Raw genomic sequence first — 17,518 nt, 5'->3', positions numbered from 1 at the left:
AGGCGCGGGCAGGCCGCCCGCGCCATACGGAAAGACGTGACCCGCGGCCGTCAGCTCGACGGCTTGCGCGTCAGGATCGCGGCGAGCTGCGCACCGTTCGGGCTGCCGAGGCCCGTGCACGCATCCCAGCCCTGCGCAGCCGCATACGTACCGTTCGAGCCCTGCGTGATGTCGCGCAGCGCGCCCGGATTCTTGTAGAGCACCGGGTTGACCCAGCCGGCAGTCGCACCGCTCGCCACCGCATTGATCCGTGCGATCAGCGCGGCCCACAGTGGTGCGACCGCGCTCGTGCCGCCCATCACCGTGGCCGTGCCCGCGATCGACACTTCGTAGCCTGTTTGCGGCGACGCATCGCCGGCGACGTCCGGCACGCCGCGCTTCGCGAGCGGTGTGCTGCTGCCGTCGGCGCGCGTGACGTTCAGCCCCTGTTGCCACGCCGGCAGATCGAACAGCGTGCTGACGCCGCCCCCGCCCGCGCCGCCGCCGGCCGCCTCGTCGTTCCACGTGACCTCGCTGCGGATGCCCTGCCCGGGCAGCGCGTCGAGCTGCGTGCCGCCGCAGCCGAGCACGTACGGGCTCGATGCGGGGAAGTCGACATGATCGGCGCCGTCCTGCAGCCCGTCGCCCGAGCCGCTGTCGCCGGATGCCGCGCACACCGTGATGCCCTGCGCGGCCGCCGCCTGCAGCACACGGTTGAACGCCTGCGCGGACTGCGTCTGCCAGATCGCCTCCGGGCCACCCCAGCTGATCGAGATCACCGATGGCTTGTTGGTCGTATCGCTGACGGCCGCGTTGACGGCCTGGATGAAGCCCGCGTCGCTGTTCGCCGCGAAGTAGACGGCGATCTTCGCGGCCGGCGCGATCGCACCGGCGATTTCGATGTCGAGCGCGACTTCGCCGTCCGGGCCGCTCGGGTCGCCGGTCGGCGTGTTGCGGCCGGTGCCGACGTTCACGTCGACGAGCGTCGGCGGCGTCGTGATGCCGAGCCCGCGGAAATACTGCTGGATGTCGGCCGCGCGGTAGCCGCCGCCGAGCTCGATGATCGCGATACATTGCCCGGCGCCGTCGCCGGCCGGAAAGCCGTACAGCGACGCCAGCTGGATCGGGGTGAATGTGACGCCCGCCGCGCCGCCGCGCGCGGGCTTGAACGGCGGACGCAACCGGAAATGCGGTCGCGCCTGCGGGCGGCTGTCGAGGCCGAGCACGGCCGTGACGGCGTCGCCGAGATCGTCGGGCAGCGCGATCGGGCCGGAGCGGCCGCGATACTGGCCGATCGACTGATGCTCGAAGCGCTCGAGCTTGACGCCGAACGCGGCTTCGAACTGCTGGATCGTGCCGGACAGCACGACGACGCTTTCGACCGGATCGACGCGATCGACCGTCAGCTGGTGACGACGAGCGAAGTCCTCGGCCTTGCGAATGTCGTCGGGATTGGCGGAAAAGCGTTGCGCGAAGGTTGCGCGCGACACCGGTTTCGCTTGCGCGTCGCCGGTGGCGAGCTGGTGAAGCAGCGTATCGAGTTGCCCTTCTTCCTGCCGCCGCAACATGATCGTGACGTGGATGCGTTCTGCCGGATCGCACGGGCCGAGGCACTTGGACTCGGCGACGATTCGGGGTTCACGGTCGGCGTGAAGATGCCTTGCCATGTTCAGACCCTCCTTGGTACCGCGTTGCACGGAACAGCCAGGAAATCGGACAGGGCCGGCGGGAGACGGTTCCGTTCGGTCGGTCGGGTTCGCGCAGCGCGAAGTAACAGGGAGTTTAGAACAGTCAGACGATTTGCGCGCACGCCCTTCTGCGACGGGGCGCACGCGCGGGCCGGCGTTGCGCACGGCCTGCATCCGGTGCGGCGACGCGCCGCGCGACCTGCGCCGGCGCGACGCCGCATCGGCGCTCAGTCCATCGACAGGCGCAGCGCAAAGCCGATCAGCGCCGCGGAAAACGTCCAGCGCTGCACCGTCTGCGCGAGCGGATGCGCGCGCATCCACGCGGCGATCCGCGACGCGCCGAACACGCACGCGAGGTCGAAGCACACGCCCGCCGCCACCAGCAGCGCGCCCAGCTCGAACATCTGCAACACGACCGGCCCGGCCTCGGGGCGCACGAACTGCGGCAGCAGCACCGAGCAGAACAGCAGCGCCTTCGGGTTCAGCAGGTTGGTGAGCAGGCCCTTCACGAACGACTGGCGCAGTTCGCCCGCCGAGGCCGCCGCGTCGCCGTCGCCGAGTGCGAACACGGGCGAACGGAACACCTGGATCGCGACATAGGCGAGATAGAGCGCGCCGCCGTAACGGATCACTTCGTACAGCCACGGCGCGCTGCGGATCAGCGCCGCGACGCCGCAGGCGGACAGCGTCACGTGCGCGGTGCGCGCGAGCGACAGGCCGGCCGCCGCCGCCATCCCCGGCCGCACGCCGCGGCCGATGCTGGTCTGCAGCACCAGCGCCATGTCCGGCCCCGGCACCGCATAGATGGCCGCCAGCGCGGCGAGATAAATCAACAGCAAATGCGTGGAAATCATGGTCTGCCCCTGTCCTCTTACGACGATATGTTGCCGCCAGAGGACGAGGGATTATTGGCCATCTTTGGCTCAAGATTGGCGATCTGTAGGGGAATCCGCCACAATCACCAAATCCGCACCAGGAATCCGCCAACATGACCGAACTCGACAAAACCGACCGCGCCATCCTTGCCGCGGTGCAGCGCGACGGCCGCCTGCCGATCGCCCGCCTCGCCGACACCGTGGGCCTCTCCGAGACCCCTTGCGCGCGGCGCCTGAAGCGCCTCGAAACCGACGGCTACATCGAGCGCTACCGCGCGCAGCTGTCACGCCAGGCGCTCGGCTTCGGCGTCGTGGCGTTCGTGCTCGTGCGGTTCGCCACGCACGACCGCAAGACCGCCGACCGCTTCGAGCGGGAAGTGCTAGGCATCGAGCGGATCCTGGCGTGCCACAACGTGGCGGGCACCGCCGACTATCTGCTGCAGGTCGTGGCGCGCGATCTCGACGATTACGGCACGTTCCTGCGCGAATCGCTGCGGATGCTGCCCGGCGTGACGTCGATCGAATCGGCGCTGTCGCTGCGCGAGGTCAAGCATGACGCGGGGCTGCCGGTACCGTGATGCCGGCTGGCGGACGGCACACGCAAGCCGCACCCTGCGGCCGGCTCGTCACTTCGACGCCGATCGATGTGGGCCGCGTCGGGGCACGCCGCCGCAACACTCCTCCACATTGTTGATGCCGGCGGCCTACGCGATGTCCGGCGGCTGGTGCGCGCGTTCGAGATCCTCGAGAAAGGCCTCCACGAGCGGATTGCCGCGCCCGTTGCGCGCGACGACCATGTGGAACGTCACGTCGTAGCGCAACTGCTCCGGATTGAGCGGCGTAAGCAGCCCCTGCGCGACGTACGGCGCCGCGAAGTGCTGCGGCAGATAGCCGAGGTGGTGGCCGGACAGGATCAGTAGCGCAACGGCCTCCATGTTGTCGGCGGTCGCGGTCACGCGGTCAGGCGTCGTCGACATCTGCGCTTCGGGCAGCGGATACGAGCGCCACGCCCATTCGAAGCCCGCGACGTCGGCCGGCGTCAGCGCGCCGGCGCCGTCGAACAGCGGATGGCCACGGCCGCAGTACGCGACCTGGCGCTCGATGAACAGCGGCGTGTAGTGCAGCGACGGCACCCGGTGCCAGAAGTAGCCGACTGCGATCTGGATCTCGTCGCTCAGCAGCTTCTCCTCGAGATCGCCCGGTGCGCGCACGGAGATCGAGAAACGCACGGCCTCGTCGCGGGTGCGGAACGCGGCGATCGCCTCGGCGATCCGCGCGTTCTGGCTGACCGGCGTATGGCCGATCAGGCCGATGTGCAGCGTGCCGACCAGTTGGCGATCCATGTGCCGCGCGGCCATCCCGAATTCGTCGAGCGCCGCGAGCAGCTTGCGGCTCATCGCATGGAACCGCTCGCCCTTCGGCGTGAGCCGGAAGCCGCTGCGGCCGCGCTCGCAGAGCCGGTAGCCGAGTCGCGTCTCGAGCGACGACAGCTGCGCGCTGATCGTCGACTGCCCGACGTTCAGCACCGCCTGCGCGGCCGATACGCCGCCCGCGTCCGTGACCGCGAGAAATACGCGGATCAACCGCAGATCGAGGGTCGACAGATTCCCCAGCACGCTCATCCCCTTCCATACATCGATGAGAATCGATGTTTACGTCGATATCTTCGCATTCTTCTTTCCCGGCTGAGCGCGTAAAACTGTGCGCCAAGCCGCGTCGCATGATACGGCAACCCCACATCGGAAGAGACAGCCCATGAACGAACACACCCATTTCCAGCCGCTCGGCGGCAATGAAATGCCGCGCTGCGGCGGTATCGCCACGATGATGCGCCTGCCGCACGTGGCAAGCGCCGCAGGCCTCGATGCCTGTTTCGTCGGCGTGCCGTTCGATCTCGGCACCTCCAACCGCACCGGCGCGCGCTTCGGCCCGCGCCAGATCCGCACCGAATCCGTGCTGCTGCGCCCGTACAACATGGCCACGCGCGCGGCGCCGTTCGATTCGCTGCAGGTGGCCGACATCGGCGACGTCGCGATCAATCCGTACAACCTGCACGATTCCATCGCGCGCATCGAAGCCGCGTACGACGCGATCCTCGAGCACGACTGCAAGCCGATCACGCTCGGCGGCGACCATACGATCGCGCTGCCGATCCTGCGCGCGATCCACCGCAAGCACGGCAAGGTTGCATTGATCCACGTCGATGCACACGCCGACGTGAACGACACGATGATGGGCGAAAAGATCGCGCACGGCACGCCGTTCCGCCGCGCGGTCGAAGAAGGCCTGCTGCACGGCGACAAGGTCACGCAGATCGGCCTGCGCGGCACGGGCTACGCCGCCGAGGATTTCGACTGGTGCCGCGAGCAGGGCTTCCGCGTCGTCCAGGCCGAGGAATGCTGGAACAAGTCGCTCGCGCCGCTGATGGAAGAAGTGCGCGCGCGCGTCGGCGACACGCCCGTCTACATCAGCTTCGACATCGACGGCATCGACCCGGCCTACGCACCGGGCACCGGCACGCCGGAAATCGCGGGCCTCACGGTGCCGCAGGCGCTCGAGATCATCCGCGGCGCGAAGGGCTTGAACATCGTCGGCTGCGATCTCGTCGAAGTCGCGCCGCCGTACGACCCGTTCGGCACCACGGCGCTGCTCGGCGCGAACCTCGCATACGAGCTGCTGTGCGTGCTGCCGGGCGTCGCGTACCGCGACTGATCCTCGCGCCACACTTATTCCAAATCAAAGGATTCCAGAGGAGCACATATCAAGATGGGGACTTCCGTCAAGCAACCCAAGCGGGCGGCGCTCGCGTCGTTCGTCGGCACCACGATCGAGTGGTACGACTTCTATAGCTACGCGACCGCCGCCGCCATCGTGTTCGGGCCGCTGTTCTTCCCCGGCGAAAACCGCTTCATCAGCCTGCTCGCGTCGTTCGGCTCGTTCGCGGTCGGCTTCTTCGCGCGGCCGCTCGGCGGCGTGATGTTCGGCTATCTCGGCGACCGCTTCGGCCGCAAGCGCTCGCTGCTCGCAACGCTGATGCTGATGGCCGTGTCGACCGTCGCGATCGGCCTGCTGCCGACCCATGCGCAGGCCGGTGTGATCGCACCGATCCTGCTCGTGCTGATGCGCGTGCTGCAAGGCATCGCGGTGGGCGGCGAATGGGGCGGCGCGGTGCTGCTCGCCGGCGAGCATGCGCCGGAAGGCAAGCGCACGTTCTTCGCATCGTTCGCGCAGCTCGGCAGCGCGAGCGGCCTGATCCTGTCGATGCTCGCGTTCGGCGCGATCAGCACGCTGTCGAAGGAAGACATGATGAGCTGGGGCTGGCGCGTGCCGTTCCTCGCGAGCTCCGTGCTGCTGATCGTCGGCTTCGTGATCCGTGCGAGCGTGTCGGAGTCGCCCGAGTTCGAAGAGATCAGGAAGAGCGGCAACATCGCGCAAAAACCGCTGCGCGAAGCGCTCAAGTACTGGCCGCTGCTGCTGCTCGCGATCGGCGCGAACGTGTATGGCATCGCCGGCGTGTATTTCAGCAACATCTTCATGATCAGCTACGCGACGCAGTTCCTGTCGCTCGACCGGTCGATGGTGCTGCATTGCATGACGATCGTCGCGGTGCTGCAGTTCGTCGTGCAGCTCGCGGCCGCGTTCCTCGCGCAGCGCTTCGGCACCACGCGCGTGCTGCTGATCACCGGCGCATGGGCAGCGATCGTCCCATTCCTGATGCTGCCGCTCGTGCACATGGGCACGCCGCTGTCGATCACGGTCGGCGTCGGCCTCGCGACGCTCGCGGAATCGGGCTACTACGCGGTCGTCGCGGGCTTCGTCAGCGGCATCTTCGTCGCGCGGATCCGCTACACGGCGATCTCGATCGCGTACCAGGTGTGCGGCGCACTCGCCGGCGGCCTCACGCCGCTGGTCGCGACCATCATCGCGCAGAACACCGCGCCGCAGTGGTGGCCGCTCGCGCTCCAGTACACGAGCGCCGCGCTCCTGTCGTCGCTGTGCGTGTGGCTGATCTCGCGCCGCGTCAGCATCGACGATGTGGGTGCGCCGAGCCGGAAGGAAGAAGTGCCGCTGCCGCGCAGCGCGCGCACCGCGTAACGTCCCGCAACGGGCAGGCAACCTCGCCTGCCCGTTTTTCATCAGGCAGCCCGGCGGTGCGCCGCACCGCCTGCCTCACCCCACATTCATCGCCTGCCTCGACGGCGTCGCGGCAGGCAGGCGCACGCGGTCGCCTTGCCGAATCGCGTGCGACCCAGGAGACACGACCGCCATGAACCGCCCCGACACGCTCGATCTCGGCCACACCGAATCGGCCGGCCTGGCGATCGAGCACCACTCGATCGACTACATTCCGGAACACGAACGCCACGCGAAGCTCGCGAGCCAGGGGCCGTTCTGGTTCCTCGGCAACTTCCATTTCTTCACGATCTCGATCGGCTTCGTCGGGCCCGGCATGGGCCTGTCCGCCGGCTGGACGACGCTCGCGGGCGCGCTCGGGATCATGTTCGGCACGATCTTCATGGCGTTTCACGGCTCGCAGGGCCCCGAGATGGGGCTGCCGCAGATGATCCAGTCTCGTGCGCAATTCGGCTATCGCGGCGTGATCGTCGCGCTGCTCGCGACGCTGTTCGTGTTCGTCGGCTTCAACGTCGTCAACGTATCGCTGCTGGTCGACGGCGTGCACAACGTGTTCGGGATCGACGGCGGTTTCGTCGCGATCGCGGCCGTCGCGACCGGCGCGCTGCTCGCGATCTACGGGCACGACCTGATGCACCGGACCTTCACGTGGGCACTGATCGCGACGCTGCCGCTCTATGCGCTCGTCACGCTCGCGCTCGCGTTCGGTCACGCGGCGCCGGCACCGGCCACCTCACCCGCCGTCGCACCGGGCTTCAACTGGATCGGGTTCGCCACACAGTTTGCGATCGCCGCCAGCTATAACATTTCGTATGCGCCCTACGTGTCCGACTATTCGCGCTATCTGCCGAAACACACCAGCCGCGCGAAGCTGATCGCGGTGATCTTCGCCGGTGCATCGCTGTCGGGCACCTGGATGATCGGGCTCGGCGCGTGGCTCGCGCAGAAGCTGCACGCGGCGGACGCACTGGTCGCGATGAACGACGTCGGCGCGTCGCTCGTGCCGGGCCTCGGCAAGCTGATCGCGATCGTGTCGCTCGTCGGCTTCCTGCCGATCATCGCGCTCAACGCATACAGCGCGATGCTGACCGTGCTTACCGGTATCGACTCGATCGTGCCGATCCGGCCGACGCGCCGCGCGCGCGTCGCATCGATTGTCGCGATCAGCATGTTCGTACTCGCGTGCGTGTTCGCGATCCGCGGCAACGGCATCGCGCTGCTGCAAACGTTCCTGACGCTGATGCTCTACTTCCTCGTGCCGTGGACCGCGGTGAACCTCGTCGACTATTTCTTCGTGCGACGCGGCCACTATGCGATCGCGCATTTCTTCACGCCGGGCGGCCTGTACGGCGCCTGGCAGCCGCGCGGCATCGTCGCGTACCTGGTCGGCTTCGGGGCGATGGTGCCGTTCTTCTCGATCGTCGATGCCGAAGCGAACCGCGAGATCTTCGTCGGCCCGTTCGCACGCCTGCTCGGTGGCGTGGATATCGCCTGGCTCGTCGGCCTGGTCGTCGCGGGGGCCGTGTACTGGCTACTGTCCCGCTCGCTCGATCTGGACCATGAGCGCCAGGTGATCGCGGCAACGCCGCCCCCTGACGCACCGACCGGCACGCCCGGACACCAGGGCATGTGATGAAGCAAGCGGCAATCGTCAGCGTTCCGGGTTGCCGACCTCAGGCGCGTCCTTCGTGTAATACATCGCGCCACCCCCGATCGGCTCACAACCGTTCGCCTCGCGCTGCAGGTTGGTATCGCGCAGCGAATACGCATATACGCAGTACTCCTGCTGATAAAACGTCTCGCTCTTTCTGATCTCGATCATGCGTGCCGAGCCGCCGCCCTGGCGCCCGCTGTATTCCCGGGATATCAACCCCGGATAGCGCGCGGTGCGCTCGAAACGCATGTCGAAGCACATCTTGCAGCGCACGCCGCGCGCGGGCTCGTGCTCCATCCCGCGCACACGCGCGAACCAGTCGTCGCAATCGTAATCATGTCGGATCCTTGAAAACGACTTTCCCGACCACATTGCGCAGCATGGCGTCAGCCAGCTCGCCACGTTCCTTCGCCGCGCCAAGTTCCGTAGAAAAAAAATCCAGGTCGAGCAACGCGGCTTGTGCTTCATCGCATTCAACCCACGCGCGGGCAATGGTACGCAACGCGTCCCGATCGGTCCGCCGCAGTCGGTCCACCACCGCACGGCCGACCTCTTCGTACATCGCCTGGCAATCGTCGCTGTCGTCGTCAAGCGACTTCAGCAGCCGTTCGATCGCGTCGTTTTCCACATTTCTCACCTTGCCCTCCTCAGCGTGCTGTCACGAATACATCGGGAAACGTTTGGTCAGCTCGGCGACCTGCGCACGCACACGCTCGATCGCCACCTGCTCGACGACGTCGACGTACTCGCAACCGCCGCAATAGCGCTTGTCCGGATAACCTTCCGCGTACTTGTTCGTGAGCGGCGAACCCTGCGCGGCCATCACGGCCGGGCTCGCGTAGTTTTCCGACGCGATCAGCTCGATGTGATCTTCCCGGCGTCGGTTTTCTTCCTGGATGGCATCGAACAGTTCCGGGGCGGTCGGGTCGAGCGGGTAGTGGCTGCGTTCGAACATGGCAGGAAGGGGATCCAACAAAACAAGCAGGGGAAGCGACACGTCCCGGGGCCGGCCCGGGACGATCTCGATCGGTGCGACACCCGCCGCCGGATCATCGATCCGGGCAGCAGGCACGCAGCGTTCGCGCGTTACTGCATCTGATTGCGCAGCGTCTTCGCGCCGGCGACCATGTTCGTCAGCGCCGGAATCACTTCCGCCCACTGGCGCGTCTTCAGGCCGCAGTCCGGGTTCACCCACAGGCGTTCCGCCGGAATCCGCTCGGCCGCCTTCTTCATCAGGCTGACGATGTGATCCTGCGTCGGGATGTTCGGCGAGTGGATGTCGTACACGCCCGGCCCGATTTCGTTCGGATACTTGAAGTTGTCGAACGCGTCGAGCAACTCCATGTCCGAGCGCGACGTCTCGATCGTGATCACGTCCGCGTCCATGTCGGCGATCGACGCGATGATGTCGTTGAACTCCGAATAGCACATGTGCGTGTGGATCTGCGTATCGTCCTGCACGCCGTTCGCGGTGATGCGGAACGATTCGACCGCCCACTTCAGGTATTCACCCCACTGCGCGCGGCGCAGCGGCAGCCCTTCGCGCAGCGCGGCCTCGTCGATCTGGATTACGCGCACACCGGCCTTCTCGAGATCGAGCACTTCCTCGCGGATCGCCAGCGCGAGCTGGTAGCACGACACCGAGCGCGGCTGGTCGTCACGCACGAACGACCAGTTCAGGATCGTCACGGGGCCGGTCAGCATGCCCTTCATCGGCTTGTTCGTCAGCGACTGCGCATACGTGATCCACTCGACCGTCATCGCCTTTGGGCGGCTGATGTCGCCGAACAGGATCGGCGGTTTCACGCAGCGCGAACCGTACGACTGCACCCAGCCGAACTGGCTGAACGCATAGCCGTCGAGCTGCTCGCCGAAGTATTCGACCATGTCGTTGCGCTCGGCTTCGCCGTGCACGAGCACGTCGAGTTCCAGCGCTTCCTGCTCGCGCACGCTGCGTTCGATTTCAGCCTGCATCGCCGCGCGGTAGCCTGCTTCATTCAGCACGCCGGCCTTGAACTGGCTGCGGGCCTGGCGGATTTCGCCGGTCTGCGGGAACGAGCCGATCGTCGTCGTCGGGAACGCCGGCAGGTTAAGGCGTGCCGACTGCTTCGGCGCGCGCTGCGTATAGGGGCTCACGCGGTTGCCGAGCTGCGCATCGATCCGGGCGATCGAAGCCTTCACCGCCGGGTTGTTCACGCGCGGCGAATGACGGCGCGACTGGATCGCGGCGGCGTTCGCGGCCAGCGCATCGGCCACCTTGTCGCGGCCCTGGTTCAGCGCGATCGCGAGCACCTTCAGTTCGTCGAGCTTCTGCAGCGCGAACGCGAGCCACGCGCGGATCTCGGCGTCGAGCTTCTCTTCGCTCGCGAGATCGACCGGCACATGCAGCAGCGAGCACGACGGCGCGAGCCACAGACGGCTGCCCAGTTGGGTCGCGAGCGGCTCGAGCCAGTCGAGCGCGGCGTTCAGGTTCGTCTTCCAGATGTTGCGACCGTTGATCGCACCGACCGACAGCACGCGCTCCGCCGGCAGTTCGCGCACCAGCGCGTCGATTTCGTCACGGGCGTTGATCGCATCGATGTGCAGGCCGTCGACCGGCAGCGACGCGGCGAGCGCGAGGTTGCCCTGCAGCTGGCCGAAATACGTCGCGAGCAGCACCTTGATCCGGCGCGTTTCGAGCGCCGCGTACGCGGTCTTGAACGCTTGCTGCCATTCGGCGTCGAGCTCGGTAACGAGGATCGGTTCGTCGATCTGCACCCATTCGACGCCCTGTGCGGTCAGCGTGTCGAGCAGCGCGCCATACACCGGCAGCAGCTTCTGCAGCAGCGCGAGGCGATCCGAGTCGTCCTTCGCCTTGCCGAGCCACAGATACGTGACGGGGCCGATGATCACCGGCTTCGCCTTCACGCCCTGCGCCTTCGCTTCGGCGAGTTGCTGCAGCAGGCGCGACGGGTCGAGCGAGAAGTTCGTGTCGGCGTGGAATTCCGGGACGATGTAGTGATAGTTCGTGTCGAACCACTTCGTCATTTCGCCGGCCGCGACGCCGCCGCAGCACGCTGCGTGCGCTTCTTCCGACTGCGCCGAACGGCCGCGCGCCACACGGAAATAGTTGTCGAGCGCATCGCCGTGGAAGCCCTGCACGCGCTTCGGCAGGTTGCCGAGCGTGAAGCTCATGTCGAGCACCTGGTCGTAGAACGCGAAGTCGCCGACCGGCGCGAAATCGAGGTCGCGCTGGTCGCTCCAGTGACGCTCGCGCAGTTGCGCGCCGAGCGCCTTCAGTTCGTCGCGCGACGATTCGCCCTTCCAGTAGCGTTCGAGGCCGAACTTGAGTTCGCGCTTGGCGCCGATGCGCGGGAAACCGAGATTGTGTGTCGTCACCATGGCGCTGCCGTCCAGGAGTAGTGAAGGTCCGGCAACCATGATAGGTATTTCAAACCATGAAATAAAATGGCATTATTTCATTTATCCATTAAAGTTGTTCATGTACATTCAGGATGAGCGATAACCATGCTGGAACGATTCCATCTCGTCGTCATTCGTGAAGTCGAGCGCCAGGGCTCGCTGACTGCGGCCGCCAACGCGCTGCACCTCACGCAATCGGCGCTCAGCCATACCGTCCGGAAAATCGAGCAGCAGCTCGGCACGCCGATCTGGGATCGCGAGGGGCGCGGCCTGCGGCTGACGCAGGGCGGGCAGTATCTGCTGAAGCTGGCAAACCGGCTGCTGCCGCAGTTCGAGCTGGCCGAGGAGCGGATGAAGCAGTACGCGAAGGGCGAGCGCGGCACGCTGCGTATCGGGATGGAGTGCCACCCGTGCTACCAGTGGCTGCTGAAGGTCGTGTCGCCGTACCTGTCGCGCTGGCCCGACGTCGACGTCGACGTGAAGCAGCGCTTTCAGTTCGGCGGGATCGGCGCGCTGTTCGGCTACGACATCGACGTGCTCGTGACCCCCGATCCGCTGAACAAGCCGGGGCTGCGCTTCGACCCCGTGTTCGACTACGAGCAGGTGCTGGTGGTCGCGGACGCACACCGTTTCGCCAACGCCGATTACGTGACGCCCGAGCAGCTGACCGACGAAATCCTGATCACCTATCCGGTCGAAACCGACCGGCTCGACATCTACAACCAGTTCCTGACGCCGGCCGGCATCGTGCCGAAGCGGCACAAGTCGATCGAGACGACCGACATCATGTTGCAGATGGTGGCGAGCGGGCGCGGCGTGGCCGCGCTGCCGAGATGGCTGGCCGACGAATACGCCGACCGGATGCCGGTCGTGCCGGTCAAGCTCGGCAAGAAGGGGATCGCGAAGCAGATCTTCCTCGGCATCCGCGAGGCGGATGCGTCGATCGACTATCTGGCCGCGTTCGTCGCGCTGGCGCGCGAATCGACGTGGAGCGCGCCGCGCATGCTGCGCTAGGCGCGCCCCGTGGCAGTGCGCGTCAGGCGGCGCGCATGCCGATACGTTCGCCGCGCTCGACCCATGCGCCGAACAGCAGGCCGATCGTCGTCCACATGATCACCTGCATGCCGATCGCCGCGGCGCGGAACTTCCACAGCACGACGGCCGGGAAAGCAGCCGGCACTTCGTTGATCGACGGCAGCCCGAGCTGCACGGCCGCGATGATCACGATGAACACGAGCCCCGCGACGATCGACGCGTTCCATTGCCCGAGCTTCGCCAGCAGATGGCGGCGCACGCTGACCGAGAACACCATCGTCGCGATCGAGATCGCGATCATCAGGAAGAACAGGCCCGTGCGATAGCCGATCGTGTCGGGGTCTCCAACCGACGGCGGATTGGCCGGGTACTTGATGTTCGGCACGATCACGAGCGCGATGAACGCCGCCACCGCGAGCCACGCGGCCAGCGGTCGTGCCGGGAGACGGCTGCCGCGACCATAAGCATATGCAAAGACCAGCGAGAACAGCCCGCCGAACGCCGCGCCATAGGTCACGACGCCCGTCAGCAGGCCGAAGCCGGCCTGCGTGTGGCGGCTCACCAGCTCGGGTTCCGGCGCGTCGCCCTTGGCGGCGTCGAGTTTTTCTTCGAAGGAGATCGCCTGATCGACTTGCGGTTCGCCGACGATTTTCGCGAAACCGAACGTGAGGAGGCCTGCGGCGATGCCTGCGAGCATCCCGCGCATGAGCAGCTTTCCGACCATCGTGAACTCCGCGTCAGTGGCAGGGGAAGCCGAGCAGATGGCGGCCGTCGTGGACGAACTCGTGCACGTACATGCCCGGCACGAGCGACGTTGCGCCTTGTTCCGCGCCGACGAAATAAATCGCGAGCAGCAGGATCAGGCCGACGAACACGGCCCACGGCAACAGTTCACGGACGGGGATGGGCGCCGGTACGACCGCCGGCTTCAGCACTGCTTCGCTCATGGATGCACCTCAGGGGAATCGCGCCCCGACAAATGTTGGATGGGTACGAAGGCAGGTCTGGCTTCCGGGATCATGGATCACCGGTTACAGTGGCGCGACCGCGCCGGAATTGCACCGGCTTCCGCGTTTCGTATCGGGCGAATTGTACGCGCGAACGTTCGCGTGTTGAAGCAGCGAAAAATGGGCGAACGCGCCCGTCCCGGCTCCCCCGACAACCCACATGAACCTGCACGCCTCGCTGCGCCTGATTGCACACGCATCGACCCGGGCGATGCGCACCGGCACGTTTCCCGACGACGATCTGCTCGACGCGCACGGGCTCGCCGACGCCGCGACGCTGCGCGACCGGTGGACGGACGTCGCCGGCTCGCTCGTGCTGTGCAGCCCGGCGCGCTGTGCGGTGCAGACCGCCGATGCGCTCGGCCTGCACGCCGACATCGACGACGCGCTGCGCGACATCGATTACCGAAACTGGCGCGGCAAGCGGCTGCACGACCTCGCGCGCGACCAGCCTGACGAGCTGGGCGCGTGGATCGGCGATCCGTTGGCGTCGCCGCACGGCGGCGAATCGTTCGATGCAGCCATGCGCCGCGTCGGCACATGGTTGAACGCGCTGCAACACGGCCGAGACATCGTCGCCATCACGCATGCGCCGATCGTGCGTGCGGCCGTCGCGCATGCGCTGCGGATGGGTTCCGGCGCGGCAACCCGCATCGACGTGGCGCCGCTATCGTGCACGACATTCGCTGCGTCGCCGCACGGCTGGATGTTGATCGCGGACGGCGATCGGCGCGACACTGGCGCCTAGCCTCCTGCCGTGTTGCGTTCGCGATATGGGCCACGACGCCAGCCGACGCGTTGTGCCGTATCGCAATCGCATGGCGATGTTCACCTTACGTCGCCGCAAGCCCCACCGTTCGCCATCCCTACTGTCATCAAACTGACTGCTAGCCGAAGCTAGGATCGGTCGCGGTTCCCATACGAGATACCGTCATGAATCAACCTGCTTCGTCTACCCCGAACAGTTCGGGTTCCGTCGAGCGCACCAGGCAGCTCGGCTATGCCGTCTTCCTGCTGGTGCTCGCGATTGGTGCGGTCTATATCGCCACGCACCTGATCGACGATCTGTCGCCGATGCGCGAAGGATCGCTGTTCCCGTACCTGATGCTCGGCGCTGCACTGCTGATCGCGCTCGGCTTCGAATTCGTCAACGGTTTCCACGACACCGCGAACGCGGTCGCGACCGTGATCTATACGCACTCGCTGACACCGAACGTCGCGGTGATCTGGTCGGGCCTCTGGAACTTCCTCGGCGTGATGATCTCGAGCGGCGCCGTCGCGTTCGGCATCCTGCAACTGCTGCCGGTCGAGCTGATCCTGCAGGTCGGCAGCGGTGCGGGCTTCGCGATGGTGTTCGCGCTGCTGATCGCCGCGATCGTGTGGAACCTCGCGACCTGGTACTTCGGGTTGCCGTCGTCGAGCTCGCATACGCTGATCGGGTCGATCATCGGCGTCGGGCTGATGAACCAGCTGATGCACGGGCCGTCCGGCACGAGCGGCGTCGACTGGGGCCAGGCGCTCGGTGTCGGCAAGTCGCTGCTGTTCTCGCCAATCGTCGGCTTCCTCTGTGCAGCGCTGCTGCTGCTCGTGCTGAAAACCCTCGTGCGGATTCCGGAGCTGTACAAGGAGCCGCCGAAGGATCAGCCGCCGCCGTTCTGGATTCGCTGCCTGCTGATCCTGACCTGCACGGGCGTGTCGTTCGCGCACGGTTCGAACGACGGGCAGAAAGGGATGGGCCTCATCATGCTGATCCTGATCGGCACGGTGCCGACCGCCTATGCGTTAAACAAGGCCGTCACGCCGGCCGAGACGCAGACGTTCGTCGCGGTCGCGAACCAGGCAGCCGCGACGTTCGGGAAGTACACGAACGGCGTCGCACCTTCCGCGAATCCGCGCGCCGACGTCGAGCTCTACGTACAGCATCGCGAGCTGACGCCGGCTGTGATCCCCGCCGTTCAGCAATTGTCCACGTCGCTCGCGACCGCGGTCGGCGCGTCCGGCTCGATGGCGGCCGTGCCGCAACGCGACATCGACAACGTACGCAACACGATGTATCTGGTATCCGAAGCAATCCGCCTGATCGAGAAATCCGGGCAGCCCGCGTTCGCCCCCGACGACAAGCTCGCGATCGACAACTATCGCAAGCAGCTCGACCACGCGACCAAGTTCATTCCGACGTGGGTGAAGGTTGCGGTCGCGATTGCACTGGGCCTCGGCACGATGGTCGGCTGGAAGCGGATCGTCGTGACCGTCGGCGAGAAAATCGGCAAGCAGCATCTGACGTACGGACAGGGCGCGTCGGCCGAACTCGTCGCGATGCTCACGATCGGTGCGGCCGACGTGTACGGATTGCCCGTGTCGACGACCCATGTGCTGTCGTCGGGCGTCGCGGGCACGATGGCGGCGAACGGCTCGGGGCTGCAATGGGGCACGGTGCGCAGCCTCGTGCTGGCGTGGGTGCTGACGCTGCCGGCGTCGATCGTGCTTGCCGGCGGGCTCTACTGGTTGTTCCGGTCGGTAGCCTGAACGAGCGGCGACGGCGGCCGGTGAAAGCCGGTCGCGTCGCCTCGCTTCGCTTCGTGCAGATTCGACCCTCGCTTTTCCGCTGACGCGCGCCCGGCTCCCTGGCTCCACTGAACCGCGCTTCGCATCGGCCGGTGTCGCACCACCTGGCTTCTTCGCGCGACACGCGCGCCCCTCTTCGAATTGAAGCGCAAGATCTGGAGCGCATTGGCATACGTGCGACATTAGACTGGGGCCATCGACTCTCATCGTGGATCCCATCATGCGCGCAACGCCACCGGACACCGCTTCGCTGCCTCTATTCATGCCGCCTGCCGCGCAGCGAAGCCAGTCGGTGCCTCGTACCGATCCGCAGCCCGCGGTCGAATCCGACGACATCGCACAACGCACGAACGCGCTTGACTGGGCAGCCGTCGCTACCGAGCTGGATCGCCACGGATGCGCGCGCGTGCCGGGCCTGCTGTCCGCGCACGAATGCGATGCGCTCGCGTCGCGCTATCCGGATGACGGGCTTTACCGATCGCGCGTCGTCATGGCGCGGCACGGCTTCGGGCGCGGCGAATACAAGTATTTCGCCTATCCGCTGCCTCCGCTCATTGCCGAGTTGCGTGCAACGATCTACCCGCATCTCGCGCCGATCGCGAATCGCTGGAACCAGGCGCTCGGCATCGACGCCCGGTATCCCGACGACCATGCGAGCTTCCTCGATCGTTGTCACGCAGCGGGACAGACACGGCCGACCCCGCTGATCCTGCAATACGGCCCGGACGACTATAACTGCCTCCATCAGGATCTCTACGGCGAGCACGTGTTCCCGCTCCAGGTCGCCATCCTGCTGTCGGCGCCGGGGCGCGATTTCACGGGCGGGGAGTTCGTCCTGACGGAACAGCGGCCGCGCATGCAGTCGCGTGCGGAAGTGGTGCCGCTGACACAAGGCGACGCGGTGATTTTCGCGGTCCACGGCAGACCGGTGCAGGGTACGCGCGGCGTTTACCGCGTCAACCTGCGTCACGGCGTGGGCCGCATCCGGGCCGGTCATCGTCATACGGTCGGCATCATCTTTCACGACGCGCAGTGACGTCTATCGCCACGCACGGGGAGAGGCGATGCGGTTCGGCGGTTCGGCGGTTCGGCGGTTCGGCGGTTCGGCGGCTTGGCGGCTTGGCGGCTTGGCGGCTTGGCGGCTTGGCGGCTTGGCGGCTTGGCGGCTTGGCGGCTTGG

Annotated in this window: 16 protein-coding genes, 1 pseudogene and 1 riboswitch; of the genes and pseudogenes, 8 read left to right on the top strand and 9 right to left on the bottom strand. The window is 66.6% G+C overall.

Annotated elements, in window-relative coordinates:
* Nucleotides 1-50 precede the first annotated feature (50 nt).
* Both ACN8ZM_RS17285 and ACN8ZM_RS17280 read right to left on the bottom strand, forming a co-directional pair.
* Nucleotides 51-1,646, bottom strand: coding sequence for a S53 family peptidase (locus tag ACN8ZM_RS17285; RefSeq protein WP_420211845.1), 1,596 nt, complete (start codon nt 1,644-1,646; stop codon nt 51-53).
* A gap of 248 nt (nt 1,647-1,894) precedes the next feature.
* Entirely contained in the window at nt 1,895-2,521 is a 627-nt protein-coding gene (locus ACN8ZM_RS17280) for a LysE family translocator (RefSeq protein WP_043180813.1), read from the bottom strand.
* Nucleotides 2,522-2,655: 134 nt separating this feature from the next.
* On the opposite strand from ACN8ZM_RS17280, the gene ACN8ZM_RS17275 reads away from it, so the two are divergent.
* Nucleotides 2,656-3,120 carry an Lrp/AsnC family transcriptional regulator gene (locus tag ACN8ZM_RS17275; protein ID WP_043180815.1) on the top strand — a complete coding sequence of 155 codons (465 nt, stop codon included), beginning with the start codon at nt 2,656-2,658 and terminating at the stop codon, nt 3,118-3,120.
* Between the two features lie 126 nt (nt 3,121-3,246).
* Here ACN8ZM_RS17275 and ACN8ZM_RS17270 read toward each other — a convergent pair whose 3' ends face one another.
* On the bottom strand, nt 3,247-4,158 hold the full coding sequence (locus ACN8ZM_RS17270) for a LysR family transcriptional regulator (RefSeq protein WP_043181461.1): 912 nt from the start codon (nt 4,156-4,158) through the stop codon (nt 3,247-3,249).
* A gap of 139 nt (nt 4,159-4,297) precedes the next feature.
* Between ACN8ZM_RS17270 and speB the strand changes: the two genes are divergently transcribed.
* From speB to ACN8ZM_RS17255, 3 genes are all read left to right on the top strand, one after another.
* On the top strand, nt 4,298-5,254 hold the full coding sequence (speB, locus tag ACN8ZM_RS17265) for an agmatinase (protein ID WP_420211844.1): 957 nt from the start codon (nt 4,298-4,300) through the stop codon (nt 5,252-5,254).
* A gap of 54 nt (nt 5,255-5,308) precedes the next feature.
* Nucleotides 5,309-6,637 carry an MFS transporter gene (locus ACN8ZM_RS17260; protein ID WP_420211843.1) on the top strand — a complete coding sequence of 443 codons (1,329 nt, stop codon included), beginning with the start codon at nt 5,309-5,311 and terminating at the stop codon, nt 6,635-6,637.
* Nucleotides 6,638-6,809: 172 nt separating this feature from the next.
* Nucleotides 6,810-8,309, top strand: coding sequence for a purine-cytosine permease family protein (locus ACN8ZM_RS17255; protein ID WP_420211842.1), 1,500 nt, complete (start codon nt 6,810-6,812; stop codon nt 8,307-8,309).
* An 18-nt stretch (nt 8,310-8,327) separates the two neighbouring features.
* Here ACN8ZM_RS17255 and ACN8ZM_RS17250 read toward each other — a convergent pair whose 3' ends face one another.
* From ACN8ZM_RS17250 to metE, 4 genes and pseudogenes are all read right to left on the bottom strand, one after another.
* On the bottom strand, nt 8,328-8,750 hold the full coding sequence (locus ACN8ZM_RS17250; RefSeq protein ID WP_420212630.1) for an epoxyqueuosine reductase QueH: 423 nt from the start codon (nt 8,748-8,750) through the stop codon (nt 8,328-8,330).
* Entirely contained in the window at nt 8,665-8,958 is a 294-nt protein-coding gene (locus tag ACN8ZM_RS17245; protein WP_244912038.1) for a hypothetical protein, read from the bottom strand. Before ACN8ZM_RS17245 ends, ACN8ZM_RS17250 begins: the two co-directional genes overlap by 86 nt.
* 72 nt (nt 8,959-9,030) lie before the next feature.
* Nucleotides 9,031-9,285, bottom strand: a pseudogene (gene glyA / locus ACN8ZM_RS17240) (serine hydroxymethyltransferase); the annotation flags it as partial.
* A 131-nt stretch (nt 9,286-9,416) separates the two neighbouring features.
* Complete coding sequence (metE, locus tag ACN8ZM_RS17235) at nt 9,417-11,711, bottom strand: 5-methyltetrahydropteroyltriglutamate--homocysteine S-methyltransferase (protein ID WP_420211841.1); 2,295 nt, start codon at nt 11,709-11,711, stop codon at nt 9,417-9,419.
* 126 nt (nt 11,712-11,837) lie between these two features.
* Between metE and ACN8ZM_RS17230 the strand changes: the two genes are divergently transcribed.
* Nucleotides 11,838-12,746 carry a LysR family transcriptional regulator gene (locus ACN8ZM_RS17230; RefSeq protein ID WP_043180825.1) on the top strand — a complete coding sequence of 303 codons (909 nt, stop codon included), beginning with the start codon at nt 11,838-11,840 and terminating at the stop codon, nt 12,744-12,746.
* Nucleotides 12,747-12,768: 22 nt separating this feature from the next.
* Here ACN8ZM_RS17230 and ACN8ZM_RS17225 read toward each other — a convergent pair whose 3' ends face one another.
* Together ACN8ZM_RS17225 and ACN8ZM_RS17220 are read right to left on the bottom strand one after the other, a co-directional pair.
* The gene (locus ACN8ZM_RS17225; RefSeq protein ID WP_420211840.1) at nt 12,769-13,491 is read right to left on the bottom strand and encodes a CbtA family protein; all 723 of its coding nucleotides are present in this window, start codon (nt 13,489-13,491) and stop codon (nt 12,769-12,771) included.
* Nucleotides 13,492-13,504: 13 nt separating this feature from the next.
* Nucleotides 13,505-13,714 carry a CbtB domain-containing protein gene (locus tag ACN8ZM_RS17220; RefSeq protein WP_011353973.1) on the bottom strand — a complete coding sequence of 70 codons (210 nt, stop codon included), beginning with the start codon at nt 13,712-13,714 and terminating at the stop codon, nt 13,505-13,507.
* 32 nt (nt 13,715-13,746) lie between these two features.
* Nucleotides 13,747-13,889: riboswitch (cobalamin riboswitch) on the bottom strand.
* Between the two features lie 45 nt (nt 13,890-13,934).
* Here ACN8ZM_RS17220 and ACN8ZM_RS17215 point away from each other — a divergent pair.
* The 3 genes from ACN8ZM_RS17215 to ACN8ZM_RS17205 all read left to right on the top strand — a co-directional run bounded on the left by ACN8ZM_RS17215 (nt 13,935) and on the right by ACN8ZM_RS17205 (nt 17,375).
* Nucleotides 13,935-14,522, top strand: coding sequence for a histidine phosphatase family protein (locus tag ACN8ZM_RS17215; RefSeq protein ID WP_420211839.1), 588 nt, complete (start codon nt 13,935-13,937; stop codon nt 14,520-14,522).
* A 185-nt stretch (nt 14,523-14,707) separates the two neighbouring features.
* Nucleotides 14,708-16,300: an inorganic phosphate transporter gene (locus tag ACN8ZM_RS17210; protein WP_420211838.1), complete on the top strand. Its 1,593-nt coding sequence runs from the start codon at nt 14,708-14,710 to the stop codon at nt 16,298-16,300.
* A gap of 301 nt (nt 16,301-16,601) precedes the next feature.
* Nucleotides 16,602-17,375, top strand: coding sequence for a 2OG-Fe(II) oxygenase (locus ACN8ZM_RS17205; protein WP_420212629.1), 774 nt, complete (start codon nt 16,602-16,604; stop codon nt 17,373-17,375).
* Nucleotides 17,376-17,518: the final 143 nt, after the last annotated feature.

This window comes from Burkholderia aenigmatica, assembly GCF_048627025.1.
GTDB classification, from domain to species: domain Bacteria; phylum Pseudomonadota; class Gammaproteobacteria; order Burkholderiales; family Burkholderiaceae; genus Burkholderia; species Burkholderia aenigmatica.
Note: the sequence above shows the minus strand (reverse complement) of the source record. Positions and strands in the feature narration are given on the sequence as shown.